The organism is Pseudomonas sp. NPDC087342, assembly GCF_044744265.1.
GTDB lineage: Bacteria > Pseudomonadota > Gammaproteobacteria > Pseudomonadales > Pseudomonadaceae > Aquipseudomonas > Aquipseudomonas nunensis.
In genome coordinates this window covers 213,979-238,959 of sequence record NZ_JBIUXZ010000007.1, presented here as the reverse complement: position 1 = coordinate 238,959, position 24,981 = coordinate 213,979, and the positions used below count along the sequence as shown (strand labels likewise).

At 59.6% G+C, this 24,981-nt stretch carries 22 protein-coding genes; 7 read left to right on the top strand and 15 right to left on the bottom strand.

Going from position 1 to position 24,981, the window contains the following annotated elements; all coding sequences use genetic code 11:
- Nucleotides 1–182: 182 nt before the first annotated feature.
- The 4 genes from sutA to glnK all read right to left on the bottom strand — a co-directional run bounded on the left by sutA (nt 183) and on the right by glnK (nt 2,960).
- The gene (sutA, locus tag ACIOYV_RS17645; RefSeq protein ID WP_054617023.1) at nt 183–506 is read right to left on the bottom strand and encodes a transcriptional regulator SutA; all 324 of its coding nucleotides are present in this window, start codon (nt 504–506) and stop codon (nt 183–185) included.
- Nucleotides 507–608: 102 nt separating this feature from the next.
- The gene (locus tag ACIOYV_RS17640; protein WP_054048516.1) at nt 609–1,034 is read right to left on the bottom strand and encodes a secondary thiamine-phosphate synthase enzyme YjbQ; all 426 of its coding nucleotides are present in this window, start codon (nt 1,032–1,034) and stop codon (nt 609–611) included.
- A 214-nt stretch (nt 1,035–1,248) separates the two neighbouring features.
- Nucleotides 1,249–2,586, bottom strand: coding sequence for an ammonium transporter (locus tag ACIOYV_RS17635; RefSeq protein ID WP_054048514.1), 1,338 nt, complete (start codon nt 2,584–2,586; stop codon nt 1,249–1,251).
- 35 nt (nt 2,587–2,621) lie between these two features.
- On the bottom strand, nt 2,622–2,960 hold the full coding sequence (gene glnK / locus ACIOYV_RS17630; RefSeq protein ID WP_002555808.1) for a P-II family nitrogen regulator: 339 nt from the start codon (nt 2,958–2,960) through the stop codon (nt 2,622–2,624).
- Between the two features lie 415 nt (nt 2,961–3,375).
- Here glnK and ACIOYV_RS17625 point away from each other — a divergent pair, with 415 nt between their 5' ends.
- Both ACIOYV_RS17625 and ACIOYV_RS17620 read left to right on the top strand, forming a co-directional pair.
- A complete protein-coding gene (locus tag ACIOYV_RS17625) occupies nt 3,376–3,636 on the top strand; it encodes an accessory factor UbiK family protein (protein WP_054048512.1) in 261 nt (86 codons plus the stop codon).
- A 445-nt stretch (nt 3,637–4,081) separates the two neighbouring features.
- Nucleotides 4,082–4,603: a Bro-N domain-containing protein gene (locus ACIOYV_RS17620; RefSeq protein ID WP_401325556.1), complete on the top strand. Its 522-nt coding sequence runs from the start codon at nt 4,082–4,084 to the stop codon at nt 4,601–4,603.
- Nucleotides 4,604–4,656: 53 nt separating this feature from the next.
- Here the strand turns inward: ACIOYV_RS17620 and ACIOYV_RS17615 are convergent, their stop codons facing one another.
- Entirely contained in the window at nt 4,657–4,962 is a 306-nt protein-coding gene (locus ACIOYV_RS17615; RefSeq protein ID WP_054617025.1) for a HigA family addiction module antitoxin, read from the bottom strand.
- A 938-nt stretch (nt 4,963–5,900) separates the two neighbouring features.
- Here ACIOYV_RS17615 and ACIOYV_RS17610 point away from each other — a divergent pair.
- Together ACIOYV_RS17610 and ACIOYV_RS17605 are read left to right on the top strand one after the other, a co-directional pair.
- The gene (locus ACIOYV_RS17610; RefSeq protein WP_401325553.1) at nt 5,901–7,394 is read left to right on the top strand and encodes a YifB family Mg chelatase-like AAA ATPase; all 1,494 of its coding nucleotides are present in this window, start codon (nt 5,901–5,903) and stop codon (nt 7,392–7,394) included.
- A gap of 48 nt (nt 7,395–7,442) precedes the next feature.
- Nucleotides 7,443–7,745 (top strand): hypothetical protein, encoded by a 303-nt coding sequence (locus tag ACIOYV_RS17605; protein ID WP_054048502.1) that lies wholly within the window; start codon nt 7,443–7,445, stop codon nt 7,743–7,745.
- Nucleotides 7,746–7,797: 52 nt separating this feature from the next.
- Here the strand turns inward: ACIOYV_RS17605 and ACIOYV_RS17600 are convergent, their stop codons facing one another.
- From ACIOYV_RS17600 to ACIOYV_RS17590, 3 genes are all read right to left on the bottom strand, one after another.
- Nucleotides 7,798–9,012, bottom strand: a complete 1,215-nt coding sequence (locus ACIOYV_RS17600) for an aldose 1-epimerase family protein (protein WP_401325550.1) — start codon at nt 9,010–9,012, stop codon at nt 7,798–7,800.
- Nucleotides 9,013–9,276: 264 nt separating this feature from the next.
- The gene (locus ACIOYV_RS17595; protein ID WP_054048498.1) at nt 9,277–11,253 is read right to left on the bottom strand and encodes a methyl-accepting chemotaxis protein; all 1,977 of its coding nucleotides are present in this window, start codon (nt 11,251–11,253) and stop codon (nt 9,277–9,279) included.
- Nucleotides 11,254–11,427: 174 nt separating this feature from the next.
- Complete coding sequence (locus ACIOYV_RS17590; protein ID WP_054617030.1) at nt 11,428–12,348, bottom strand: LysR substrate-binding domain-containing protein; 921 nt, start codon at nt 12,346–12,348, stop codon at nt 11,428–11,430.
- A gap of 158 nt (nt 12,349–12,506) precedes the next feature.
- Here ACIOYV_RS17590 and ACIOYV_RS17585 point away from each other — a divergent pair, with 158 nt between their 5' ends.
- Nucleotides 12,507–13,901, top strand: coding sequence for a NorM family multidrug efflux MATE transporter (locus tag ACIOYV_RS17585; protein ID WP_054048754.1), 1,395 nt, complete (start codon nt 12,507–12,509; stop codon nt 13,899–13,901).
- A gap of 108 nt (nt 13,902–14,009) precedes the next feature.
- Here ACIOYV_RS17585 and ACIOYV_RS17580 read toward each other — a convergent pair whose 3' ends face one another.
- Nucleotides 14,010–15,683: a putative bifunctional diguanylate cyclase/phosphodiesterase gene (locus ACIOYV_RS17580; RefSeq protein ID WP_401325547.1), complete on the bottom strand. Its 1,674-nt coding sequence runs from the start codon at nt 15,681–15,683 to the stop codon at nt 14,010–14,012.
- A gap of 263 nt (nt 15,684–15,946) precedes the next feature.
- Between ACIOYV_RS17580 and rep the strand changes: the two genes are divergently transcribed.
- Together rep and ACIOYV_RS17570 are read left to right on the top strand one after the other, a co-directional pair.
- Nucleotides 15,947–17,956: a DNA helicase Rep gene (gene rep, locus ACIOYV_RS17575; protein WP_401325544.1), complete on the top strand. Its 2,010-nt coding sequence runs from the start codon at nt 15,947–15,949 to the stop codon at nt 17,954–17,956.
- 56 nt (nt 17,957–18,012) lie between these two features.
- A complete protein-coding gene (locus ACIOYV_RS17570; protein ID WP_020799401.1) occupies nt 18,013–18,585 on the top strand; it encodes a xanthine phosphoribosyltransferase in 573 nt (190 codons plus the stop codon).
- A gap of 127 nt (nt 18,586–18,712) precedes the next feature.
- Here ACIOYV_RS17570 and ACIOYV_RS17565 read toward each other — a convergent pair whose 3' ends face one another.
- From ACIOYV_RS17565 to dadA, 6 genes are all read right to left on the bottom strand, one after another.
- Nucleotides 18,713–20,638: an acetyl-CoA hydrolase/transferase C-terminal domain-containing protein gene (locus tag ACIOYV_RS17565; RefSeq protein ID WP_401325541.1), complete on the bottom strand. Its 1,926-nt coding sequence runs from the start codon at nt 20,636–20,638 to the stop codon at nt 18,713–18,715.
- Nucleotides 20,639–20,776: 138 nt separating this feature from the next.
- Entirely contained in the window at nt 20,777–21,187 is a 411-nt protein-coding gene (locus ACIOYV_RS17560) for a cytochrome c5 family protein (RefSeq protein WP_306660420.1), read from the bottom strand.
- Nucleotides 21,188–21,368: 181 nt separating this feature from the next.
- Complete coding sequence (locus ACIOYV_RS17555; protein ID WP_047226150.1) at nt 21,369–21,917, bottom strand: cupin domain-containing protein; 549 nt, start codon at nt 21,915–21,917, stop codon at nt 21,369–21,371.
- A 128-nt stretch (nt 21,918–22,045) separates the two neighbouring features.
- Complete coding sequence (gene alr / locus ACIOYV_RS17550; protein WP_401325537.1) at nt 22,046–23,122, bottom strand: alanine racemase; 1,077 nt, start codon at nt 23,120–23,122, stop codon at nt 22,046–22,048.
- A 110-nt stretch (nt 23,123–23,232) separates the two neighbouring features.
- Nucleotides 23,233–23,586, bottom strand: a complete 354-nt coding sequence (locus tag ACIOYV_RS17545; protein WP_054048481.1) for a RidA family protein — start codon at nt 23,584–23,586, stop codon at nt 23,233–23,235.
- On the bottom strand, nt 23,558–24,862 hold the full coding sequence (gene dadA / locus ACIOYV_RS17540) for a D-amino acid dehydrogenase (protein WP_401325534.1): 1,305 nt from the start codon (nt 24,860–24,862) through the stop codon (nt 23,558–23,560). Before dadA ends, ACIOYV_RS17545 begins: the two co-directional genes overlap by 29 nt.
- Nucleotides 24,863–24,981 lie beyond the last annotated feature (119 nt).

Below are 24,981 nucleotides of genomic sequence, written 5' to 3'. Positions count from 1 at the left end.
GTCACCGCATATACTGAATGTGATGGCCTCTTCGCGGGCAAGCCTCGCTCCTACAGGATTCGTATTGATCACAAATACCCTGTAGGAGCGAGGCTTGCCCGCGAAGCTTTCAGGCCTTTTTCATCGCCCATGAAAAAGCCCGCAGCGACGGCGGGCTTTTTCAGCAAGCCAGTAGCAGGCGTTTAGATAGGCCGGCTGCCGTACTTGTTGTCAGGCTTCTTGGGCGGATCGGCGACCACATTGGCCTCCACTTCCTGCACCTTGCCACCTTTGGCCAGGAACTCTTCCATGGCCTTGGCCAGGGCGTCGCGTTCCTTGTTTTTGGCTTCGACGCTTGGCAGCTCATCGACTGACACAGCAGCCTTGGCCTTGCCTTTGGCGGTCGGAACCGGCGTTTCACCGCCGTCGTCGTCAGCAACGTCTTCCGCTGCTGCTTCCAGGCCTTCTTCGGCCTCGTCTTCGTCGCCTACTTCGAGGTCGTCGTTTTCCAGATCATCGTCGCTCATGTTCTACCTCATGACTTGCGAAAAGCAGATTAGTTATAGCCCAGCTTCGCCATCTGTCGAAGGCCGCTGGAAAAAAATCAACAGCCGCTGGCAACCAGCGACTTATGCCCCTTCACCGTGCACGGTGGCGAGGACTTTACGGGCACCGCCAAAATCACGGTGCTCGCCCAGATAAACGCCTTGCCAGGTCCCCAACGCCAGTCGGCCTGCCGAAATCGGCAAACTGAGCTGACAGCCAAGCACGCTGGCCTTGAAGTGCGCCGGGAGGTCGTCCAGGCCTTCGTCGTTATGCTCATAGTCATCTGTTCCTTGTGGGATCAGACGATTGAAAAATCGTTCGAAGTCGCGACGTACCGCCGGATCGGCGTTCTCGTTGATGGTCAACGACGCCGAGGTATGCTGCAGCCACAAATGCAACAGACCGACCCGGCACGCCTTGAGTTCAGGCAGACCGGCGAGTAACTCGTCCGTTACCAGATGAAAGCCCCGGGGCCTTGCCCGCAGGGTAATCAGAGTCTGTTGCCACATACAGTTCTCCGCACGTTCGGGGCGCATTCTAGCGCGCTCTGGGAAAAAACAAAGGCCCTAATATTCCTGCATTGCTGTAAGTTTTTCGCCTCAGAAAAACGCTCGCCGTAAACACGACAAAAGCCGTAGGAAAAAACCTTTCAGCTACCTCTTAAATGATAAATCCCGGACAAAAAAATGCCCGGCGAGCCGGGCAAGTTTTTTTCTGCGCGTCTTACAAGTTGTAGCCGCGTTCGTTGTGTTGTGCCAGATCGAGGCCGACCGCTTCTTCTTCCTCGGTCACACGCAGACCCATGACGGCGTCCAGGACCTTGAGAATGATGAAGGTGACGATCGCGGTGTAGATCACCGTGAAGCCCACGCCTTTGGTTTGAATCCAGACTTGTGCGGCGATGTCGGTGACGGTGCCGAAGCCACCCAGGGACGGTGCTGCGAACACACCGGTCAGGATCGCGCCGAGGATACCGCCGATACCGTGCACGCCGAATGCGTCCAGGGAGTCGTCATAGCCGAGTTTGCGTTTCAGGGTGGTGGCGCAGAAGAAGCACACCACGCCAGCCGCCAGACCGATAACCAGCGCGCCCATCGGGCCCACGGTGCCAGCAGCCGGGGTGATTGCCACCAGACCGGCGACCACACCAGACGCGATACCCAGGGCACTTGGTTTGCCGTGAGTGATCCACTCGGCGAACATCCAGCCCAGTGCAGCGGCGGCGGTTGCAATCTGGGTGACCAGCATCGCCATACCGGCAGTGCCGTTGGCCGCAGCGGCGGAACCGGCGTTGAAGCCGAACCAGCCGACCCACAGCATGGCCGCGCCCATCAGGGTGTAACCGAGGTTATGCGGTGCCATCGGGGTGGTCGGGAAGCCTTTGCGCTTGCCCAGTACCAGGCAGCAGATCAGACCGGCCACACCGGCGTTGATGTGCACCACGGTGCCGCCCGCGAAGTCCAGCACGCCCCAGTCCCACAACAGGCCGCCGTTACCGGACCAGACCATGTGCGCAATCGGTGCGTAAACCAGGGTGAACCAGATGCCCATGAACACCAGCATCGCGGAGAACTTCATGCGCTCGGCGAAGGCACCGACGATCAGCGCCGGGGTGATGATGGCGAAGGTCATCTGGAAGGTCACGAACACCGCTTCAGGAAACAGCGCGGCCGGACCGGTCAGGCTGGCTGGCGTGATGCCGGCGAGGAACGCCTTGCCCATGCCGCCGAAGAACGAGTTGAAGTTGATGACGCCCTGTTCCATGCCCGTGGTGTCGAACGCAATGCTGTAGCCATAAATGACCCACAGGATGCTGATCAGACCGGTAATGGCGAAGCACTGCATCATCACGGAAAGAATGTTTTTGGAGCGAACCATGCCGCCGTAGAACAGCGCGAGGCCGGGAATGGTCATGAACAGCACGAGGGCTGTCGAGGTCAGCATCCAGGCGGTATCGCCGGAATTGAGGACTGGGGCCGCCACTTCGTCTGCCGCCATAGCCAGGCTGGGCATTACGAGGGACAACAGGGCTCCTAGCCCTGCGAATTTACGCAGAGTCATATTGTTTTCTCCTGGGGCGTTGGGTTTGTGGCGGCTTAGATTGCGTCGGTATCGGTTTCGCCGGTACGGATGCGAATCGCCTGTTCCAGATTGACCACGAAGATCTTGCCGTCACCGATCTTGCCGGTGTTGGCTGCCTTGGTTATCGCCTCGATAACCCGGTCAAGATCCTTGTCGTCAATGGCGACATCAATCTTCACCTTGGGCAGAAAATCGACCACGTACTCCGCGCCGCGATACAGCTCGGTGTGACCCTTCTGCCGACCGAAGCCTTTGACCTCAGTAACGGTAATGCCCTGCACGCCGATCTCGGACAACGACTCGCGTACATCGTCCAGTTTGAACGGCTTGATGATGGCAGTGACTAGCTTCATGAAAACTCTCTCCCGAATTGGTGGACTTGCCCCAGGAAAACAAACCCGTCTCAAGTCTAAGCGCAGTGCCTGGCTTTGTAACGCATCGTCGGCCTAACCTGCCCGTCCGACGCCAGCTAACCACTCCGTGCGAAACTTCCCCGTTCCGCGTGGCGCACTGCATTCGTCACAGCGACTGCATCAGTGCATGGGTCACTAGCGACTAAGCAGAAACCTTGCCATCTCGCCAAAATCCACTGAATTCAATCCTTTGGCCGCTGCTGCAAGCCACTTCCCACATCTGCCGATGACATTACGCACAACAACAGTGCGCTGCCGTCCGTCCGCCTGCGCGAAAAGCGTGCATCCGTGCCTGCGGATTTGACTATAGACACTGCGTGATACACTGCCCGCCATTGTTTCCAGGACTTTTCCCATGCTCGCGCCCAAAGACTTCCTCGACGCCCTGAGCGGCACCGCCTCCCGCCTCTTCAGCGGCGAAACCCCGCTGCCGAAAAGCGAAATCGAAAGCCAGTTCAAAGCCCTGCTGCAAAGCGGCTTCAGCAAGCTGGATCTGGTGAGCCGGGAAGAGTTTGATAGCCAGATGGTCGTGCTCGCACGCACTCGGGCACGGTTGGAAAGCCTTGAAGCGAAGGTCGCGGAGCTGGAAGCAAAGCTCAATCCGCCGACCGAGTAACCCTGCTAAAAATGCGTTCCCCTGTAGGAGCAAGGCTTGCCCGCGAATGAGTCGCCTCGGTCAACCAGCCCTCCCACACTGTAAAGACCACCCCCTGTAGGAGCTGCCGAAGGCTGCGATCTTTTGATCCTCAGCCCTGCAAACATCTCGGCAACGTCCTACAAAGATCACCACCGCCGTCCGATAGCGCCGTGAAGTCCAGGCTCCTAAGCTCACCTTCTGCTGAATGTTCAGCACTGGGTTTGGCGACCTGGACAGCATCCGACACATCGCGACCACATTCGACAGGATTTCTTCCACCTCGAGTTATGGCGGCTTTGCGTGGGAGACCTTCGGGTCTGCCGGTTTCGGGTGCACCGGTTCGCCAACCCACGCATAGCTGCCACCCTTTTCGTTTGGCGACGATCAGAGGCAGTTTTCTTCACATGCCCCGGAGAACAACACCATGGACGAAAACTATCTAACTCCACACATCTTCACCCGCCACAAACTCTACCTCCACGCCCTCCTCCTCGAGAACCAACCCTGGTTCAGCGCCCGTGACCTGGGCCGACTCCTGCGCCTGTTCCTCGACGAACGCGCCGTCCGCAAACTCGACCCCGACCAACATCAAACTGCGCAGATGCTCATCCATGGCACCGTCGAAAACACCCTGCTCATCAGCGAATCCGGCGTCTACGCCCTGTTGGTCTACCACTACTGCCCCGAATACAGAGGCCTGCGTGAATGGCTGACCCACGACGTGGTGCCAGCCCTCAGAGACGCCCTGCAACCGACCTCGACCGAACGCCCGATATTGAGCCTGCTGAACTGGCCAGAGATGTCGTTGAGCTTGCTGCACTGGAATAACCAGCCGTGGATTCGGTTACAGGATGTGCCGCATAAGCTGTTGGAGGGTGAGCAGCCACGGCGTGCGGTGAGTGCGCCTTGGTGGAAGCGTGCATCGCGAATACTCCAGGCATTCTGAACGACACAAAAAACCCCACGTTTGCAGCGTGGGGTTCGTTCCAGAGCAGAGAATCAGGCGCAGTGCGCAAGACGCTCAACCTGATCCCGAATCGCAGCCCCTCGTTCAATCTCGGCTTTGCGCAAATCGTAAGTCGATTGCAGGTTCAGCCAAAACTCGGGAGTCGTGTCCAGGCAGATAGATAATCTGAGAGCCATATCAGCACTGACGCCTCGACGCTGAAGCACGATGTCATTCACCGTCGGTGTCGAAACGCTCAATGCCCTGGCCAAAGCCGCCGCTGTAAGGCTCAGTGGCTCAAGGTATTCCTCTTTGAGGATCTCGCCGGGGTGGACCGGGCGCATACCGTTTTTAGTCATTACGCCCCATTGCCTCCTGCCCCGACAATTAATATTCAGCGTTGAGCAGCGATGCCTGCTAGAAACGCGGAGTTCTTAAGTTTCATACAGATCAAAAACCGCCCCAGCCGAAACCGGGGCGGTTACCGCCGGATCAATCCTTACCGCGGATCATCCCAGCGGTCCCGCAGAAACTCGTACAGGCGAAAAGCCCATAACGCGTTTCTAACGAGGCTCCACATATGTTTAAGAAACTTAGACATACTTTGGCCCTCCTTGCGTGAGGCCAAACCTCCAGTGCACTTTCCGGCATACGCACACCTTGGGGAATACATGTGGGTGTATGTGTTGAGGCGGCCGGGTGTGGGTTCCTCAAAACCAACACCGGCACGATTCTCACACCGTGTCGAGGAACATGAAAATCTTTACGCCCCCGGCCACACTTCGCAATTCACCCACTCATCGAGCCTCATCGCGGCGAATGCTATCGCAGTTCTTTGAATACTTACCCTTCAAATCTTCTAACGAGTTGTATCAATTCATGAAGTGGCTAATGCTCTTTCCAGATCCTCGCTATTGTTAGCGCCTGACATCATCGGAGCGTTATTGACGCTTGCTTGGCTGAGCAAACTTGAATAGGCTTCCCGTCGTGGGTGTATCTGTTGAGGATACGCAGGCCTCGGCCTCACCGAAGCCTGCAAATAAAAAACCGTCTCCTCAAGGCGGTTTTTTTTCGCCTTCGATTCAGCTTTCGCCAACATCCTTCATCACTCTAGGCAACGTCCTACAACAACCTCATCCCGCGACTGATTACGTCGACAATCCCCCGCCCTTAAGCTTTCTCCCACTCGAAAGACACTCGCAACATCCTGCGAAAGTTTGGCACCTGCGCCGCCGCACGACCCGGCTACCCTTCACAAACCGCAGGAAGCGGTTCCCGTGAAGCTCAAGGAACGACCATGTCCCTCTCCATCGTCCATAGCCGCGCCCAGATTGGTGTAGATGCGCCCGCCGTTACCGTCGAAGTCCATCTGGCCAACGGTCTTCCATCCCTGACCATGGTCGGTTTGCCAGAGGCAGCGGTGAAAGAAAGCAAGGACCGGGTACGTAGCGCGATCATCAATTCGGGGCTGCAATTTCCGGCGCGGCGCATCACGTTGAATCTCGCGCCTGCGGATTTGCCGAAGGACGGCGGGCGGTTCGATCTGGCGATTGCCCTGGGGATTTTGTCCGCCAGCGTGCAGGTGCCGACGTTAACCCTGGATGACGTGGAATGCCTTGGTGAATTGGCGTTATCCGGCGCGGTTCGGGCCGTTCGCGGTGTGCTCCCCGCAGCGCTGGCAGCACGCAAGGCGGGTCGGATACTGGTGGTGCCGCGAGAGAATGCCGAGGAGGCGTGCCTGGCGTCAGGGTTGAAGGTGATCGCGGTGGATCATTTGCTGCAGGCGGTCGCGCACTTCAACGGACACACTCCGATCGAGCCCTACGTATCCAATGGTTTGCTGTACGCCAGCATGCCTTATCCCGATTTGAATGAGGTGCAGGGCCAAATGTCAGCCAAGCGTGCGCTGTTGATTGCAGCAGCAGGCGCGCACAACCTGTTGTTCAGCGGACCGCCGGGAACAGGGAAAACCCTGCTGGCGAGTCGCTTGCCCGGGCTCCTGCCACCGCTGGCCGAGAATGAGGCACTGGAAGTAGCGGCGATTCAGTCGGTCTCCAGTTGCGTGCCGCTGAGTCATTGGCCACAACGACCGTTTCGCCAACCCCACCACTCTGCATCCGGTCCGGCATTGGTGGGCGGTGGCTCAAAACCGCAACCCGGAGAAATCACCCTCGCCCACCATGGCGTGCTGTTCCTGGATGAACTGCCGGAGTTTGATCGAAAGGTCCTGGAAGTTTTGCGAGAACCGATGGAGTCCGGCCACATCGTGATATCACGCGCCAAGGACCGCGTGCGTTTCCCGGCACGCTTCCAACTGGTCGCCGCGATGAACCCCTGCCCCTGTGGATATCTTGGCGAACCCAGCGGCAAATGCAGTTGTACACCGGACATGGTCCAGCGCTACCGCAACAAACTCTCCGGGCCGCTGCTGGATCGCATCGACCTGCACCTGACCGTCGCGCGGGAAGCCACGGCGTTGAATCCTTTGCCCAAACCCGGCGACGACACAACCACCGCCGCTGCACTGGTTGCCGACGCAAGGGAGCGCCAACACAAACGCCAAGGCTGCGCCAACGCATTCCTTGATCTGCCAGGACTGCGTCGACACTGCAAGTTATCCACAGCCGATGAAAGTTGGCTGGAATCCGCCTGCGAACGACTGACTTTATCGCTGCGAGCGGCTCACCGACTGCTCAAGGTCGCCCGCACCTTGGCGGATCTCGAGCAGGCCGACGGGATTACCCGCGAACATCTGGCAGAGGCGTTGCAATATCGCCCTGCCTCAGCGTGAACATCAAAGAAAACCTAGAAAAGGTTAACCCAGCCAGAGGGCGCCAATATGCTACCGCCTAGATTTTTCGATTTCATCAAAGCACTCACCGCGAGAACCGAGCGGGGTGAATTTTCCTGGAGTTACGATGACAACAACTCGTTTGTGAAACTCAAGGAGAAGGAATTTTCTCTTTCATTGCGTTACAGCTTCAACGCCGATGAGAAATATGCGGAGTACGTCATCTATTACATAGATGAGATCGGAAATAAGGAACACCGGTTTTATACCAACCAAACCTGGAACGACTTCGATTTCATCCGGCGTTTATTTGATGCTGCTCAAGCCTCAGAAATGAGACTTCCCTTTTAGCCTTCTGATGAGCAGTGAACAAAGACTTCCACTGCTCATTTCGTAAGGCTGCTTACTCTTTGGTCAAATCCACCAACGGCGCCTGCCTGACCTCAGTCGCCCGCCCGCCCTGAATCTCACTGACCCGCGTCAACGCCTTATCCACAGCGCCTTTATCTGCCAGCAAGCTGTAGTGGATCTGGAACTGCTTCTGCTCTTTCACCCCGATCGTTGGCACCAAACCGAGTGGCCGCTGATAACGACGGTTGTAGGAAAAACTCGTGCCCGGCTCCAGTCCGGTGACATAGCCCTGCCCCTGGGTATCGGTGTTTTTCCACAACGAGAACACCGGCAATTGCTGGGTGTTAAACCCAACCGAAACCCCGAGGCTGCCGGCCTTGTTGTGCAGCACGGTCAGCGTATCGCCCTTGGCATCGCCATACGGCACGACGTTGTAAACGGTCTCGTCGTAATCCTTGGTCGGTGCGCGATAGGTCTGCCAGTCCGGCAAATCGCCCTTGGCTTTATCGTTGAACGGGGAAACCTGTTTCACCGGCGCGGCAAACCGGGCGCCCTGTTCCAGGAACGGGGTGCTGAAGTTGCTGTGGTACAGCGCCTGGTATTCCTTCGGATAGTCGCCGTTGTTGGTCAGCGTATCGTTGAGGGCGAACGCGACGCTGCCGGGTTCGGTAACCAGTTCGGTCTGCACCGAGAAGTCGACTTTCTTGAACGCCTGCTCCTTGAGCTCGCCGCGCAGGCTGATGGCGTACGGCGGCTTTTCGTCGATGTGCAGGGTGACTTTGCTGGCCGGGATGTTGGCAGCGCGGCCGTGGAGGGTCAGCAGTTCGCCGTTGTCCATGCCCGGATGGCCGACCCATTCGTAGCCGCAGCGGGCGACGAGTTCGTTGAAGCCTTCGAGCCAGCCCAGTCCACCGCGACCGTTGAGTTCGATGAAGGACGGATTGACCACGTCCTTGACCGGCGAATCCCAACCCATGCGCACATTGCCTACAGACGCTTGTAGGACGTTCATCCCACGGGTCGGCACCACCGAGAGTTTCATTTTGCCGTTATCGATGTCGACGATGCTGACGCCTTCCTGCCGACCGCCGTGCGGGGTGCGCAGGGTCACGGAGAAAGGTTGGTCGGTCTTCACGCCCAGTTGTTGGCTGGTGATTTGCCAGTTCTGAGCAGCTTTGTCGGTGTCGAGCAGGACGTAATCCCAGGCCATGGCGTGGGAGGCAGCGGACAGTGCGCTGAGGGCAACGATGAGTTTGAGCGGAGTCATGGCTGAAGCCATTCTTGGAGTTGTGCCATTTTTATAGTCTTGCTGAAACGATTCATCAAGCTTAAAAATGGAGATATCGCAAGAATTGCTGCTGTGAGCTGGGAAAAGGGGTTGATGCGAAGGAGGGGATTAAAACGAAAATGTGGGTGATCCCTTCGCGAGCAGGCTCGCTCCCACAAAGGATCTCGGGGGCTCACAAATTTGTGTTCACCGCCGGACCAATGTGGGAGCGAGCCTGCTCGCGAAAGCTACTTCAGCGGTGCCTCAACGAAACCGGTCAACCTCATGCCGCAAGTCCGCCGCCAGCGATTCCAGTTCTTTGGCGGTGATGGCCAGATTGGAAACAACTTCACGCTGCTCGCTGTTGGCCAGCGCAATACTCTGCAAGTTGCTGCTGAGCAAGGTGGCCGTGCTGCTCTGCTCCTGGGTCGCGGTGGTGATCGCCGCAAACTGCTGGCCCGCCGAACGACTCTGCTCATCGATTCGCGCCAATGCCGAAGCAACGTTGGCATTGCGCGACAAGCCTTCCTGCATCAGCACATTGCCCTGTTCCATGGTGCTGATGGCGTTGCCGGTTTCCTGCTGGATGCTTTGGATCATCCCGGAGATTTCATCCGTCGCTTCACGGGTGCGCGACGCCAGGTTGCGCACTTCATCGGCCACCACCGCAAAACCGCGGCCCTGCTCGCCGGCACGGGCGGCTTCGATGGCGGCGTTGAGCGCCAGCAGGTTGGTCTGATCGGCAATCGCGGTAATCACCCCGACAATGCCGCCGATTTCCTGGGAGCGCTGGCCGAGGGTGTTGATCACGGTCGCGGTGCTGTTCAATGCGCCAGCGATTTGCTCCAGCGAGGAGGACGCTTCTTGCATCGATGTACGACCGATCTGAGTTTGCTGTGCGTTTTCCTGCGCCATGCGCTGGGTATTGCTCATGTTGTCCGCGATGTTCAGGGAGGTGGCGCTGAACTCTTCCACGGCGCCGGCCATGCTGGTGATTTCGCCGGACTGCTGCTCCATCCCTTCATAAGCGCCGCCGGACAGACCGGACAAGGCCTGGGCACGGCTGTTGACCTCTGCCGAGGCCTTGCGAATGTGCTCGACCATGGTCGACAGGGCTTGGCTCATCTGGTTGAAAGCACGGGCCAATTGGCCGATTTCATCGTTACTCGACACGTTCAGGCGCACGCTCAAATCACCGGCGCCCAAAGCTTCGGCCTGACGCACCAGATCGCCCAATGGCGCCAGTTTGCTACGCAGCAACCAGACTGCCGAGCCCACTGCGATCAACATCGCCAGCAGACTGCCGATGGCCAGTTGAATGCCGACGCTCCAGGTCACTGCGCTGATTTCCGCTTTCGGCATGCTCGCGACCACCGACCACGGCCCGCCTTCGAAGGGTACGGCCAGGCTGTAGAAGTCTTCCGAGGTGTCGCTCCAGAACTCGCCTTTACCCGGCTTCTTCGCCAACGCCGCAATGGTCGGGACTGCCTTGTCCAGCGCTTGCACGCCAGCAATCGGCACCAGCCATTTGCTTTGCTCATCCAGCAACGCCAAAGAACCGGTCTTGCCGATGCGGAAGCGTTTCAAGTTCTCGAACTGCGCGTTCTGCGCGTCGGTGTAATCGAATCCTACGAACAGCACGGCAATCACCTTACCGCTGCTATCGCGTACGGGGGTGTACTGAGTCATGTAGGAACGTTCGAACAGCAACGCGCGACCGACGTAGCTCTGCCCCGCGATCAAGCGCGCATAAGCCGGGTGGGCGTGATCGAGCATGGTGCCGATGGCGCGGCTGCCGTCCTGTTTACTCAGGGATGTGCTGACACGCACAAAGTCTTCGCCGCTGCGCACAAACAACGTGGCCACGCCGGCGGTCATCTGCTTGAACTCGTCGACTTCCTTGAAGTTGTTGTTCAACACTTCGCTGCCCAGGTGCAGGCCCGGGGTCTGCACGCCCGCCACCGTCACCGGCTCGTCCGGGTGCACGCTGATGCCCGCGCTGAAGCGCTTCTCGAACAAACCACTGAGGCGCTGGGTACTTTCCCGCAGCGTGCCGTGGAACGTACTGAGCTGATCCGCCAGCAACCTGGCCTCACTCGCCAGATGCTCTTCGCGGGTGGCGAGGTTGGCGGTGTCCAGCGAGCGCAGGGCGAACACTGTGCTGCCGCTGATGACAATCGCCAGTATCACGGCAAGCGCAAGACCAAGCTGTGAGGCGATCCGGGCACGGGGTTGAGACATGACAGCTCCTGGCCGAGCGACCGGATCCTCCTTGATCCGGCTCGACGCTCAGCAAAATTTCGAATAATGGGACTCACATGAAACCTGCACGAAGGTTCCACCTGCAGATTTTCGGCGGCAAACCTGAATACTTGAGTTATTAACCCGGTTATAGCGCATGGCCACTATATCGTTTCAGCTCAGACGTTCAACATCTGGCAGTTCCATGGCCCGGACTTCCCCTTGCAGAAAATCGCTGAGCCGGCGCATGCGCTCACCGCCGGGACGGGTTTTCGGCCAGACCAGGTAATATTTCTCACCGCTGGCGACGGCAGTCGGCCACGGCAAACTCAGACGACCCTGCGCCACGTCTTCCGCCACCATCAGCAAATCCCCCATCGACACGCCGTAACCTCGGGCCGCCGCGATCATCCCCAGCTCCAGCGTGTCGAAGACCTGCCCGCCCTTGAGCGATATCTGATCAGCCAACCCCATGCGTTCCAGCCAACTGCGCCAGTCGCGGCGATCCGGTGCCGGGTGCAGCAGCTCAGTGCTGGCGAGTCGCGCAACATCCCAGGGCTGGTCGTCCAGCAGGTTGGGGGCGCCCACCGGAATCAATTCTTCCGGAAACAGCAGGGTCGTCTCCCAGTCCGGTGGGAAATTTCCGTTGCTGAGGATCACCGCGCAATCAAACGGTTCGTGGTTGAAGTCCACGGTGTCGATGTCCATCCAGGCGCTGGTCAGTTGCACCTCGTTGCCCGGTTGCAAGTGCCGAAAGCGACTGAGCCGCGCCAGCAGCCAGCGCATGGTCAGGGTCGACGGGGCTTTCATGCGCAGGATGTCGTCTTCGGCGCGCAGCGTATTGCAGGCACGCTCCAGGGCCGTGAACCCCTCGCGGATGCCGGGCAGGATCAGCCGCGCCGAATCGGTCAGTTGCAGGTTGCGCCCGCTGCGGTGAAACAGCCGACAGGCGAAATGCTCTTCGAGCGTACGAATATGCCGACTGACCGCACTTTGGGTAATCGACAGTTCTTCCGCGGCACGGGTAAAGGAGCTGTGCCGCGCCGCCGCTTCAAATGCGCGCAGGGCATACAACGGAGGAAGCCGACGAGACATGCGCAAAGCTCCTATAGCGGGATGAGGGCAACTTATCAGAAAGTCTGCTGGATGAGTTTTAATCATGCTACCCATCCTTTTTATCCCTTTGTGCAAACCTCGCCAAGCGCCGAGAATCAAGCCTTTCCCGTTCACTCTGATCATGGAGCGTGATGACCATGCAGCATCCAGCACGTACCGAACTCTGGGCCATCCTGCGGCTGGCGGGGCCGTTGATTGCCTCGCAGTTGGCGCACATGTTGATGGTCCTCACCGACACCTTGATGATGGCGCGCCTGAGTCCCGAGGCGCTGGCCGGCGGTGGCCTGGGTGCGGCGACTTACTCGTTCGTGTCGATTTTCTGCATCGGCGTGATTGCAGCGGTCGGCACTTTGGTCGCGATCCGTCAGGGCGCGGGCGATATCGTCGGCGCGGCGCGGCTGACCCAGGCCGGATTGTGGCTCGCTTGGTTGATGGCGCTGGTGGCGGGGTTGCTGCTGTGGAACCTCAAACCTGTGTTGCTGATGTTTGGCCAGACCGAAACCAACGTCCACTCTGCCGGGCTGTTCCTGACGTTCTTGCCATTCGCCCTGCCCGGCTACCTGAGTTTCATGGCCCTGCGCGGTTTCACCAGCGCCATCGGCCGGGCGACGCCAGTGATGGTGATCAGCCTGGGCGGCACCGTGGCCAACTTCGTCCTCAACTACGCGTTCATCACCGGGATGTTCGGCTTGCCGAAAATGGGTCTGGTGGGGATCGGACTCGTCACCGCGATTGTTGCCAACCTGATGGCCGTGGCGCTGGCGCTGCACATTCGGCGGCATCCGGCTTATGACGCTTACCCGTTGCGCCAGGGCCTGTCACGGCCGAACCGCCAGTACCTGAAAGAACTGTGGCGGCTGGGGCTGCCGATTGGCGGCACTTATGCAGTGGAAGTCGGGCTGTTCGCCTTCGCGGCGCTGTGCATGGGCACCATGGGCAGCACGCAATTGGCCGCGCATCAGATTGCCCTGCAGATCGTTTCGGTGGCGTTCATGGTGCCGGCGGGGCTTTCGTATGCGATCACCATGCGCATCGGCAAGCATTATGGTGCAGGGCAATTGCTCGACGCGCGACTGTCCGGTCGGGTCGGGATTGCGTTTGGCGGCGCTTCGATGCTGGCGTTCGCCATGGTCTTCTGGTTGCTGCCGAATCAGTTGATCGGCTTGTTCCTGGACCATAACGACCCGGCGTTTCGCCCGGTCATCGACCTGGCCGTGAGCCTGTTGGCGGTGGCCGCATGGTTCGAGCTGTTCGACGGCACGCAAACCATCGCCATGGGCTGCATTCGCGGGCTCAAGGATGCCAAGACCACGTTCCTGGTCGGGCTCGGTTGCTATTGGCTGATCGGCGCGCCGGCCGCGTGGATGATGGCCTTCAACTTGAATTGGGGGCCGACGGGCGTCTGGTGGGGATTGGCGCTGGGGCTGGCGTGCGCGGCGGTGAGTCTGACGCTGGCGTTTGAGTGGAAGATGAAGCGGATGATTCGGCGGGAGCCGTCAGGGAAAAGCTTCCAGATTCCTCAGACCGACTGAGATCCCCTGTAGGAGCGAGGCTTGCCCGCGAAGGCGTCGTGTCAGTTAACACAGATGTCGACTGACACGACGCCTTCGCGGGCAAGCCTCGCTCCTACAGGTTCGGGGTCAGCTCACGATATCGAGGGCGGGCTGTTGGCTGCTGCCAAACGTCAAATACTCAACCAGTTCAGGCAACGGCAACGGCCTGCTGATCAAATACCCCTGCACCTGATCACACCCAAACCCGCGCAACAAATCCAGCTGCTCCGGGGTTTCCACGCCTTCGGCCACCACTTCCAGATTGAGGTTGTGCGCCAGGTTGATCATGGCGTGCACCAGTTTGCGGTTTTCTTCGCGCTCTTCCATGCCGCCGACGAAGCTCTTGTCGACCTTCAGCAAGGTAATCGGCAGGCTATTGAGGTGCACGAACGATGAGAACCCGGTGCCGAAGTCATCCAGCGAGAAGCGCACCCCGAGGCGGCCGAGGGCGTCCATGGTCTGTTTGACCAGGTCGCTACGGCGCATCACGGCGGTTTCGGTCAGTTCGAATTCCAGCCACTGCGCTTCGACACCGCGCTCGGCAATCAACCGACTCAGCGTCGAAAGCAACTGGCTGTCCTGAAACTGGCGGAACGACAGGTTGATCGCCATGTGCAACGCCGGCAAACCCCGTTCGCGCAACGCTTGCATGTCGCGCAGCGCCCGGGAAATCACCCAGTAACCCAACGGCACGATCAAGCCGCTTTGCTCGGCCAGCGGCACGAACTCGCTCGGCGGCAATAAGCCGCGTTCGGCATGACGCCAGCGCACCAAGGCTTCGAGGCCGACGATCTTGCCGTCTTCAAGGTTCAGGCGCGGCTGGTAATGCAGTTCCAGCTCATCGCGGCGCAAGGCCCGGCGCAGTTCGCTTTCCAGGTCGGCGACGCTGCGGGCATTGCGGTTGATGCGTTCGTTGAAGATGTGAAAGGTGCAGCCCTGGGTGCTTTTGGCTTGCTGCATGGCGATGTGCGCGTGCCACATCAACGGGTCGGCGCCGGCCTGGGCCCGCGCATGGGCAATCCCGAGGCTGGAGCCGATCAACAGGCTTTCGCCGTCGACCCAGTAAGGCTCGGACAACGCTTCGGTAATGCGTTCGGCCATCCATTCGGCGCGTTGCGGCGCGCGGCGGGTGTCGATCAGCAAGGCAAACTCATCGCTGCCGAGGCGCGCCAGTTGATCGCCGACCTCGAGCTGGCTTTTCAGCCGCGCGACCACTTGCAGGATCAAGCGATCGCCAGCCTGATGGCCGAGGGCGTCGTTGGCGTGCCGGAAGTTGTCGAGGTCGAGGTGACCGAGGGCCAGGCCACGGCCGTCGTGTTCCGCCAGGCGCGCTGCCAGCAGAGTCTGAAAACCCTGGCGGTTGGCGATGCCGGTCAGCGGGTCTTGCTCGGCCAGGCGTTGCAGGGTGTTTTCCAGCACGCCGCGTTCGCGCACATGGCGCAGGCAGCGGCGCAGCATGCCGGGGTCGAGCACATCGCGCACCAACCAGTCGCTCACACCGTCGGGCGGGGTCGGCGGCTCATGCTCGAGCAGCAACACCGTCGGCAGGCTGCAACGGCCAGGCGCCGGCTGAAGGGCCGGGATCGTCAACAACACCGCGCTGCGGTTGTCTTCGAACAGACTGCTGACCGACTCCCAGCTCGGCGCGCTGATCAGCACTGCCGAGCTCCCCATTGGAGCCAGACACTCGCGCAACAACGCTGCCCACGCCGGCTCTTCGGCCAGTAGCAGCAAACGCAAGGGTTCGACAGGCGTAGACAAGCTAGCTCCCTAGACTCTGCAATGATGTAGGCGGCGGGCATTATGCCGCGCCGGTAACCAATGACCAAATGACATCGGTTATCAAACACGGCTGTGTATCTGGAATTACGTACATTAGCCGCAAATTCTCCGCGCATCCTGCGTGAAAGTAACAAAACCGGCAATTAGAGATCGCGTGCTGCGTCACAAGTCGGAGAGAGCAGCACAATTCGCTGAGCCTGTTAAAATGCCGGCCCATTTCGCAAATGACTCCCTGACTCCGTATGTCCCGACTCAATCCCCGGCAGCAAGAAGCCGTGAACTACGTCGGCGGCCCTCTATTGGTGCTCGCCGGTGCAGGCTCCGGCAAGACCAGCGTGATCACGCGCAAGATCGCGCACTTGATCCAGAATTGCGGCATCCGTGCCCAGTACATCGTCGCCATGACCTTTACCAACAAGGCCGCGCGCGAGATGAAGGAACGGGTCGGCACCCTGCTCAGGGGCGGCGAAGGCCGTGGCCTGACGGTGTGCACATTCCACAACCTGGGCCTGAACATCATCCGCAAGGAACATGTGCGGCTGGGCTACAAACCGGGCTTCTCGATCTTCGACGAGACCGACGTCAAAGCCTTGATGACCGACATCATGCAGAAGGAATACTCGGGCGACGACGGCGTCGACGAGATCAAGAACATGATCGGTTCCTGGAAAAACGACCTGATCCTGCCGCCTGAAGCCCTGGAAAACGCGCGCAATCCCAAGGAACAGACCGCCGCCATCGTCTACACCCACTATCAGCGCACGCTTAAAGCGTTCAACGCAGTGGACTTCGACGACCTGATCCTGCTGCCGGTGAAGCTGTTCCAGGAACACGCCGACATCCTCGAAAAGTGGCAGAACAAGGTCCGCTATCTGTTGGTCGACGAATATCAGGACACCAACGCCAGCCAGTATTTGCTGGTGAAACTGCTGATCGGCACGCGTAACCAGTTCACCGTGGTGGGCGACGACGACCAGTCGATCTACGCCTGGCGCGGCGCTCGCCCGGAAAACCTGATGTTGCTCAAGGACGATTACCCGTCCCTGAAAGTCGTCATGCTCGAACAAAACTACCGCTCCACCAGCCGCATCCTGCGTTGCGCCAACGTGCTGATCTCGAACAACCCCCACGAGTTTGAAAAACAACTGTGGAGCGAGATGGGTCACGGCGACGAAATCCGCGTGATCCGCTGCCGCAACGAAGACGCCGAAGCCGAGCGCGTGGCCGTGGAACTGCTGACCCTGCACTTGCGCACCGACCGGCCGTACAGCGACTTTGCGATCCTTTATCGCGGTAACTACCAGGCCAAGCTGATCGAACTGAAGCTGCAACACCATCAGATTCCTTACCGACTTTCCGGCGGCAACAGCTTTTTCGGACGTCAGGAAGTGAAAGACCTGATGGCGTACTTCCGCTTGATCGTGAACCCGGACGACGACAACGCCTTCCTGCGGGTGATCAACGTGCCGCGCCGGGAAATCGGTTCGACGACCCTGGAAAAGCTTGGCAACTACGCCACCGAACGCAAAATCTCTATGTACGCCGCCACCGACGAAATCGGCCTGGGCGAACATCTGGACACACGCTTCACCGATCGCCTGTCGCGCTTCAAGCGCTTCATGGACAAGGTTCGCGAGCAGTGCGCCGGGGAAGATCCGATCTCGGCCCTGCGCAGCATGGTCATGGACATCGATTACGAAAACTGGCTGCGCACCAACAGCTCCAGCGACAAGGCCGCCGACTACCGCATGGGTAACGTCTGGTTCCTGATCGAGGCGTTGAAAAACACCCTGGAGAAAGACGAAGAAGGCGAGATGACCGTCGAAGACGCCATCGGCAAACTCGTCTTGCGCGACATGCTGGAACGTCAGCAGGAAGAGGAAGACGGCGCCGAAGGCGTGCAGATGATGACCTTGCACGCCTCCAAGGGCCTGGAATTCCCCTACGTGTTCATCATGGGCATGGAAGAGGAAATCCTCCCGCACCGTTCCAGCATCGAAGCCGACACCATCGAAGAAGAACGCCGCCTGGCCTACGTCGGGATTACCCGCGCGCGTCAGACACTGGCATTCACCTTTGCCGCCAAGCGCAAGCAATACGGCGAAATCATCGACTGCGCGCCCAGCCGCTTCCTCGATGAACTGCCGCCGGATGACCTGGCGTGGGAAGGCAACGACGACACACCCGTTGAAGTCAAAGCCGTTCGCGGCAATACCGCACTGGCGGATATACGCGCGATGTTAAAGCGCTAGAATCGACTACTTTTTAACCAGCCTTAGACGCATAGCCGTCCTTAGAGGAAAGCTTCATGGAAGCACTGCACAAGAAAATTCGCGAAGAAGGCATCGTGCTTTCCGATCAGGTCCTGAAAGTCGACGCCTTTCTGAACCACCAGATCGACCCGGCCCTGATGAAGCTGATCGGCGACGAATTCGCCACGCTGTTCAAGGATTCGGGCATCACCAAGATCGTCACCATCGAAGCCTCGGGCATCGCCCCGGCGATCATGACCGGTCTGAATCTGGGCGTGCCGGTGATTTTCGCCCGCAAGCACCAGTCCCTGACCCTGACCGAAAACCTGCTGTCGGCGACCGTTTATTCGTTCACCAAGCAGACCGAAAGCACCGTGGCGATTTCCCCACGTCACCTGACCAGCAGCGACCGCGTACTGATCATCGATGACTTTTTGGCCAACGGTAAGGCGTCCCAGGCGCTGATCTCGATCATCAAACAAGCCGGCGCGACCGTGGCCGGTTTGGGGATCGTGATCGAGAAGTCGTTCCAGGGTGGGCGTGCGGAACTGGATGCGCAGGGTTATCGGGTTGAATCGTTGGCTCGGGTGCAATCCCTGGCTGGCGGCGTCGTGACCTTCATCGAATAAGGGCGATGCGGTTTTTCTGATGGACCGCGTCATCGTTCTTCGCGGGCAAGCCTCGCTCCTACAGGTTATACGCGACCGCAAATAACGCGCGATCCTGTAGGAGCGAGGCTTGCCCGCGAAGGCGTCCTCACTGCTGCCCGGTGGCTTTGAGGCCGGTGAGCAACAACCGCTGAAACAAATCCTCCTTCAGCCCCTCCGGGTTGGTCAGTTGCATCCGCTCCAGATGTTCCGGGTATTGCGAAGCCTCCGGTGCATCCAGCGCAGCCTTGCCCAGTTCCAGAATCTCGCTCAGCTTGAACTTGCTCTTCAACCAGTTCAGCGCTCGCAACACGTCCCGCTCCACGTCGGTGAAATCACAACCCAACGGATACTCCGGAAACAGGTTCGGGTGCCGCGCCTTGATGTCCTGCAAACGCTGCGGGCTGTTGTCGGCGAAGCGAGGATCGATGCGGAAATTCTTCGGCAACTTGCCGACGGCTTGGGCCTGTTCGATCAGCCCCGGCTGGAAGCGTGAATCGCTGATGTTGAGCAACGCCTCGATCACCGCAGCATCGGTTTTGCCGCGCAAATCGGCGATGCCGTACTCGGTGACCACGATGTCTCGAAGGTGCCGTGGAATCGTGCAGTGGCCATATTCCCAGACGATGTTCGAACTGACTTCACCGCCCGCCTCGCGCCAACTGCGCAGGATCAGCACCGAGCGCGCGCCTTCCAGCGCATGGCCTTGGGCGACGAAGTTGTATTGCCCGCCGACACCGCTGAGCACACGCCCGTCTTCCAGTTGATCCGCCACGCCAGCGCCCATCAGGGTCATGGTGAACACGGTGTTGATAAACCGCGCATCGAGGCGCTGCAAACGCTTGAGTTCTTCCTGGCCGTAGAGCTCGTTGATGTAGCTGATGCGGGTCATGTTGAATTCGAGGCGCTTGCTCTGAGGCAACTCGCGCAGGCGTTCATAGAAACTGCGCGGCCCGAGGAAAAACCCGCCGTGCACCGAGATGCCATCGGTTTGCGCCGCTTCGTCGAGCGTGCCTTCGTTGGCCTGTTGCTGGGTCGGCACGTCCGGGTAAACCTTGCGCCGCACGATCCCGGCATCCGCCAGCACCAGCAAACCGTTGACGAACATTTCGCTGCAACCGTACAGGCCCTTGGCGAACGGTTCGACGCCACCTTCGCGCTCGATCAACTGCGCCCACTGGCTCAGATTCAAGTCCGCCAGCAACGCTTTGTAACCGGCGTTATCCGCCTGGCGCGCCAGCAATGCCGCGGTCAACGCATCACCCATGGAGCCGATGCCGATCTGCAACGTGCCGCCATCGCGCACCAGGGTGCTGGCGTGCAGGCCGATGAAGTGATCCTGGAAACCCACCGGCATGTTCGGCGTGGAAAACAGCGTGGTGCTGTCCTTCGCGTCGATCAGCAGGTCGAACGCGTCCATGCCGACTTCCGCGTCGCCGGGCATGTAGGGCAAATCGTTGTGCACTTGGCCGACGACCAGAATGGTCTCCCCTGCTTCGCGGCGCTTGGCGATCATCGGGAACAGGTCGAGGGTGATGTCCGGGTTGCAACTCAGGCTCAGGCGATCCGGGTGATCGGCATGGCTGGCCACCAGTTGCGCAACAAGATTCAAACCGGCGGCGTTGATGTCACGGGCGGCGTGGCTGTAATTGCTGCTGACGTAATCCTGCTGGGCCTGGGCGCTGTGCAGCAGGCTGCCGGGTTGCATGAAGAATTGCTGGATCTGGATGTTCGGCGGCAGGTTGTCTTTTTGCAGCTCGGCGAGAAAATCCAGTTCCGGATAATCGCCGAAGACCCGTTCGATGAAGGGTTCGAGGAAGCGCTTTTGCAAACCATCGCCCAAGGACGGACGACCGAGGCACAGGGCGGTGTAGATCGTCAGCCGCCGCTCGGGCAGTTGCGCGATGCGTTGGAACAGCGCGTTGACGAAGTGGTTGGGTTTGCCCAGGCCCAGGGGCAGGCCCATGTGAATATGCGCCGGCAACCGCGCCAGTACGTCATCGACCGCTTGTTCGATAGAACACAACTGCACCATCTGATCCTCCCGCACGTTCCGTGAATTGGGGTTGGACCGAGCTTGCCGGGTCTTTGCTGCAAAGAATAGTCGCGCAGGCAAATCGCGGGCACAAAAAAGCCGCTCGCAAGCGGCTTTTTCGCGATAGATGCAGGCAGGTTACAGGCCGGACATCTCTTTGATGGCGCCCTTCAGCTCGTCATCCGAGCAATCGGCACAGGTGCCTTTTGGCGGCATGGAATTGATACCGGTAATGGCTTTGGCCAGGATGCCGTCGAGGCCGCCCTGGTGATCGGCGCGCTCTTTCCAGGCAGCTTTGTCGCCGATTTTTGGCGCGCCTAGCAGGCCGGTGCCATGGCAAGCGTTGCAATGTTTTGCAATAACATCTTTAGGCGCCTTGGCACCACCGCCGGCGGTAGCGGCAGCGACTTCCATCCCTTTGCATTCTTGACCCGTTACACAAACCTGGCCGACTGGCTCAAGGCGTTTGGCAATGTCGTCGTTCGTCGCAGCTTGTGCGCTCACAGCCCAAAGGGCCAATACAGTTGCTGGTGCAGCCAGCATTTTCATAATTAGGTTCACGCGTTCACCCTCAATGGTGGCTATTCACGCCCGCGGCCACGGTTCGCAGGCGGGCGCAAGTATAACGGCAAGCCCGCCACACTGAAACAACCCCAAAGTCGAAGGGGTCTTGTTGTGCGGTGGAAAACAGCTCGGGCGCCTCGGCGGTACTGGCAGGACGCCTCTTTTCTTAGAAATTCGCCGGCGTGGCTGCGCTGATTAGTCGCGCCGGTGCGTCGAACGGATTCCGGAAACGGTGCGGCTTGGTACTTTCAAAGTAGTAGCTGTCGCCGGCTTCGAGCACAAAAGTTTCTGCGCCGACCACCAACTCCAGTCGCCCTTCGACCAAAATCCCGGTTTCCTCCCCCTCATGGGTGAGCATCTCGTCACCGGTATCGGCGCCTGGCGGGTAGATTTCATTGAGGAATGCGATGGCCCGGCTCGGGTGCGCCCGGCCGACCAGTTTCATGGTCACGGCACCATCGGAAATATCGATCAGCTCGTTGGCTTTGTAGACGATCTGAGTCGGTTTTTCCTGCAGGATCTCTTCGGAAAAGAACTCGACCATGGACATGGGAATCCCGCCCAGAACCTTGCGCAGCGAACTGATCGAAGGGCTGACGCTGTTCTTCTCGATCATCGAAATGGTGCTGTTGGTGACGCCCGCGCGCTTGGCGAGTTCACGCTGCGAAAGACCTTTGAGCTTACGGATGGATTGCAGTCGTTCACCGACGTCCAATGCTGGAGCCTCCAGGGATTCAGGTTGTAGGAATATTGAGCGTTATCATGGCGACAGCGTTCAGTATTTACAACACTTTGGCCTGAATCCTGTTCAGCGAGGCGACTTCCGGCACTCGGTGTTCCGGGTCAAGCCCCGGAATAGAGCAGCGGCACCCGGCGCAGGTTGCAGAAGATCTGGTAAGGAATCGTGTCCGCAGCCATGGCCACTTCGCTGGCCAGCACGTTTTTACCCCACAACTCGACGGTCGAACCGAGGCCGGCTTGCGGCACATCGGTCAGGTCGATGCAGAGCATGTCCATCGATACCCGGCCGAGCAATTGGCTGCGCTGCCCGGCAACCAACACTGGCGTGCCGGTTGGCGCGTGACGCGGGTAGCCGTCGGCATAACCCATCGCCACCACGCCGATGCGCATCGGCTTCTGGGTAATGAACTTCGCGCCATAGCCGACGGGTTCGCCGGCCGGCAGTTCGCGCACGCAAATCACTTTGGATTCGAGGGTCATCACCGGCTGCAGGCGCGAGGCCATGGCGTTGGCTTCTTCGAAAGGCGTGGCGCCGTAGAGCATGATGCCCGGGCGCACCCAATCGCTCGGGATCTGCGGCCAACCGAGCACCGCTGGCGAGTTGCGCAGGCTGACCTCGGCGGCCAAGCCCTGGCGCGCCGCTTCGAATACCGCAACCTGCTCGGCGCTGGCCTGCTCGTGCAGCTCATCGGCCCGCGCGAAGTGGCTCATCAAGACGATTTTCGCCACTTTGCCGCTGGCCAGCAGCCGTTGATAGGCCGCTTGATAATCCTTCGGATGCAAACCGACCCGGTGCATACCGGAATCGAGCTTGAGCCAGACCGTGATCGGCTTGCTCAGCGCGGCCTTCTCGATCGCTTCGAGCTGCCACAACGAATGCACCACGCACCAGAAGTCATGCTCGACGATCAGCGACAGCTCATCGGCTTCGAAAAAACCTTCCAGCAACAACACCGGCGCCCGAACGCCTGCGGCGCGCAGCTCCAAGGCCTCTTCGATGCAGGCCACTGCAAACCCGTCCGCCTCGGCTTCCAGCGCCTGGGCGCAACGCACCGCGCCATGGCCATAGGCATCGGCCTTGATCACCGCAAGGGCCTTGGCCCCCGCCGTGACTTCACGGGCGACTTGGTAGTTGTGACGCAGGGCTTGAAGGTCAATCAGGGCACGGGCAGGACGCATGGCGGCAGACTTCTAGGCGGTCATGGGAATAAAAAACCGGCGCTGGCTGACGGCGTGAACCGCCAACAGCACCGGGAGAGGGATCGTTTGCAACAGGTCGTTGCGGCGCTTTACGGCAGCGCGGCAACTACCGACAACTCAACCAGGATTTCCGGTTCGCACAACTTCGACTCAACGGTGGCGCGGGCTGGCGCGACGCCTTTTGGCAGCCACTTGTCCCAGACCGCATTCATGCCTTCGAAATGCGCGTCGATGTCTTTCAGGTAAATCGTCACGGACAGCAAGTGGTGCTTGTCGGTGCCGGCCAGATCGAGCAAACGCTCGATGTTGGCGAGGGTTTCACGGGTCTGCTGTTCAATCCCGGCGCTCATGTCATCGCCGACCTGCCCTGCCAGATACACCGTTCCGTTGTGAGCGACGATCTGACTCATGCGCTCATTGGTGAGCTGGCGCTGGATTGCCATGTTTTGCGGACTCCTGAATTTTGCGGCCATAACGGGAAATATCGAGGCCTTCGGCGCTGATCTGCGGGGTTTTCTTCGCCATCAGGTCAGCCAGCAAGCGACCGGAACCACAAGCCATGGTCCAACCGAGCGTGCCGTGGCCAGTGTTCAAGAACAGGTTGCTGAATTTGGTTGCGCCAACGATCGGCGTGCCGTCCGGGGTGGTCGGACGCAGACCGGTCCAGAAACTCGCCTGGGCCAGATCGCCGCCCTGAGGATAAAGGTCGTTGACGATCATCTCCAGGGTTTCGCGCCGACGCGGATTCAGCGACAGGTCAAAACCGGCGATTTCAGCCATGCCGCCAACGCGGATGCGGTTGTCGAAACGGGTGATCGCGACCTTGTAGGTCTCGTCGAGAATGGTCGAGGTCGGGGCCATCGCGGCATTGGTGATCGGCACAGTCAGGGAGTAGCCCTTGAGCGGATACACCGGGGCCTTGATGCCCAGCGGCTTGAGCAATTGCGGCGAGTAGCTGCCGAGTGCCAGGACGTAACGGTCAGCGGTTTCCAGCTTGCCGTCGATCCACACGCCGTTGATGCGATCACCAGCGAAGTCGAGTTTCTGAATGTCCTGGCCGTAACGGAATTCCACACCCAGTTTCACGGCCATTTCGGCCAGACGAGTGGTGAAAATCTGGCAGTCGCCGGTCTGGTCGTTCGGCAGGCGCAAGGCACCTGCGAGGATGTCGGTGACGGCGGCCAAGGCCGGTTCAACCCGAGCAATGCCGGCGCGGTCGAGCAGTTCGAACGGCACGCCGGACTCTTTCAGCACGGCGATGTCTTTCGCGGCGCCATCGAGTTGAGCCTGGGTGCGGAACAGCTGTGTAGTACCGAGGCTGCGGCCTTCGTAGGCAATCCCGGTTTCGGCGCGCAATTCGTCGAGGCAGTCACGGCTGTACTCGGACAGACGGACCATGCGCTCTTTGTTCACCGCATAACGGTTGGCGGTGCAGTTGCGCAGCATCTGCGCCATCCACAGGTATTGGTCGATGTCGGCGGTGGCCTTGATTGCCAGCGGTGCGTGGCGTTGCAGCAGCCACTTGATGGCCTTGAGCGGCACACCCGGCGCGGCCCACGGCGAGGCATAGCCCGGCGACACTTGCCCGGCGTTGGCGAAACTGGTCTCCATGGCCGCAGCCGGCTGCCGGTCCACGACCACCACTTCAAATCCGGCACGCGCCAGATAGTAAGCACTGGCGGTACCGATGACGCCGCTACCCAAGACCATAACGCGCATTTTCATATCCCTCATCGCGGCTTACCGCTGACGTGTGTTGTGCAGACCGAAGATGTGGGCAGTTTAAAAAAGATTAGCCAGTGCATTTCACTATATAAGTGCCTATATTTGGCGACAAT

Excerpts from the sequence above, each read along its gene's own strand:
- sutA (WP_054617023.1), bottom strand. The coding sequence starts at position 506 with ATGAGCGACGATGATCTGGAAAACGACGACCTCGAAGTAGGCGACGAA.
- ACIOYV_RS17640 (WP_054048516.1), bottom strand. The coding sequence starts at position 1,034 with ATGTGGCAACAGACTCTGATTACCCTGCGGGCAAGGCCCCGGGGCTTT.
- ACIOYV_RS17635 (WP_054048514.1), bottom strand. The coding sequence starts at position 2,586 with ATGACTCTGCGTAAATTCGCAGGGCTAGGAGCCCTGTTGTCCCTCGTA.
- glnK (WP_002555808.1), bottom strand. The coding sequence starts at position 2,960 with ATGAAGCTAGTCACTGCCATCATCAAGCCGTTCAAACTGGACGATGTA.
- ACIOYV_RS17625 (WP_054048512.1), top strand. The coding sequence starts at position 3,376 with ATGCTCGCGCCCAAAGACTTCCTCGACGCCCTGAGCGGCACCGCCTCC.
- ACIOYV_RS17620 (WP_401325556.1), top strand. The coding sequence starts at position 4,082 with ATGGACGAAAACTATCTAACTCCACACATCTTCACCCGCCACAAACTC.
- ACIOYV_RS17615 (WP_054617025.1), bottom strand. The coding sequence starts at position 4,962 with ATGACTAAAAACGGTATGCGCCCGGTCCACCCCGGCGAGATCCTCAAA.
- ACIOYV_RS17610 (WP_401325553.1), top strand. The coding sequence starts at position 5,901 with ATGTCCCTCTCCATCGTCCATAGCCGCGCCCAGATTGGTGTAGATGCG.
- ACIOYV_RS17605 (WP_054048502.1), top strand. The coding sequence starts at position 7,443 with ATGCTACCGCCTAGATTTTTCGATTTCATCAAAGCACTCACCGCGAGA.
- ACIOYV_RS17600 (WP_401325550.1), bottom strand. The coding sequence starts at position 9,012 with ATGACTCCGCTCAAACTCATCGTTGCCCTCAGCGCACTGTCCGCTGCC.
- ACIOYV_RS17595 (WP_054048498.1), bottom strand. The coding sequence starts at position 11,253 with ATGTCTCAACCCCGTGCCCGGATCGCCTCACAGCTTGGTCTTGCGCTT.
- ACIOYV_RS17590 (WP_054617030.1), bottom strand. The coding sequence starts at position 12,348 with ATGTCTCGTCGGCTTCCTCCGTTGTATGCCCTGCGCGCATTTGAAGCG.
- ACIOYV_RS17585 (WP_054048754.1), top strand. The coding sequence starts at position 12,507 with ATGCAGCATCCAGCACGTACCGAACTCTGGGCCATCCTGCGGCTGGCG.
- rep (WP_401325544.1), top strand. The coding sequence starts at position 15,947 with ATGTCCCGACTCAATCCCCGGCAGCAAGAAGCCGTGAACTACGTCGGC.
- ACIOYV_RS17570 (WP_020799401.1), top strand. The coding sequence starts at position 18,013 with ATGGAAGCACTGCACAAGAAAATTCGCGAAGAAGGCATCGTGCTTTCC.
- ACIOYV_RS17565 (WP_401325541.1), bottom strand. The coding sequence starts at position 20,638 with ATGGTGCAGTTGTGTTCTATCGAACAAGCGGTCGATGACGTACTGGCG.
- ACIOYV_RS17560 (WP_306660420.1), bottom strand. The coding sequence starts at position 21,187 with ATGAAAATGCTGGCTGCACCAGCAACTGTATTGGCCCTTTGGGCTGTG.
- alr (WP_401325537.1), bottom strand. The coding sequence starts at position 23,122 with ATGCGTCCTGCCCGTGCCCTGATTGACCTTCAAGCCCTGCGTCACAAC.
- ACIOYV_RS17545 (WP_054048481.1), bottom strand. The coding sequence starts at position 23,586 with ATGGCAATCCAGCGCCAGCTCACCAATGAGCGCATGAGTCAGATCGTC.
- dadA (WP_401325534.1), bottom strand. The coding sequence starts at position 24,862 with ATGCGCGTTATGGTCTTGGGTAGCGGCGTCATCGGTACCGCCAGTGCT.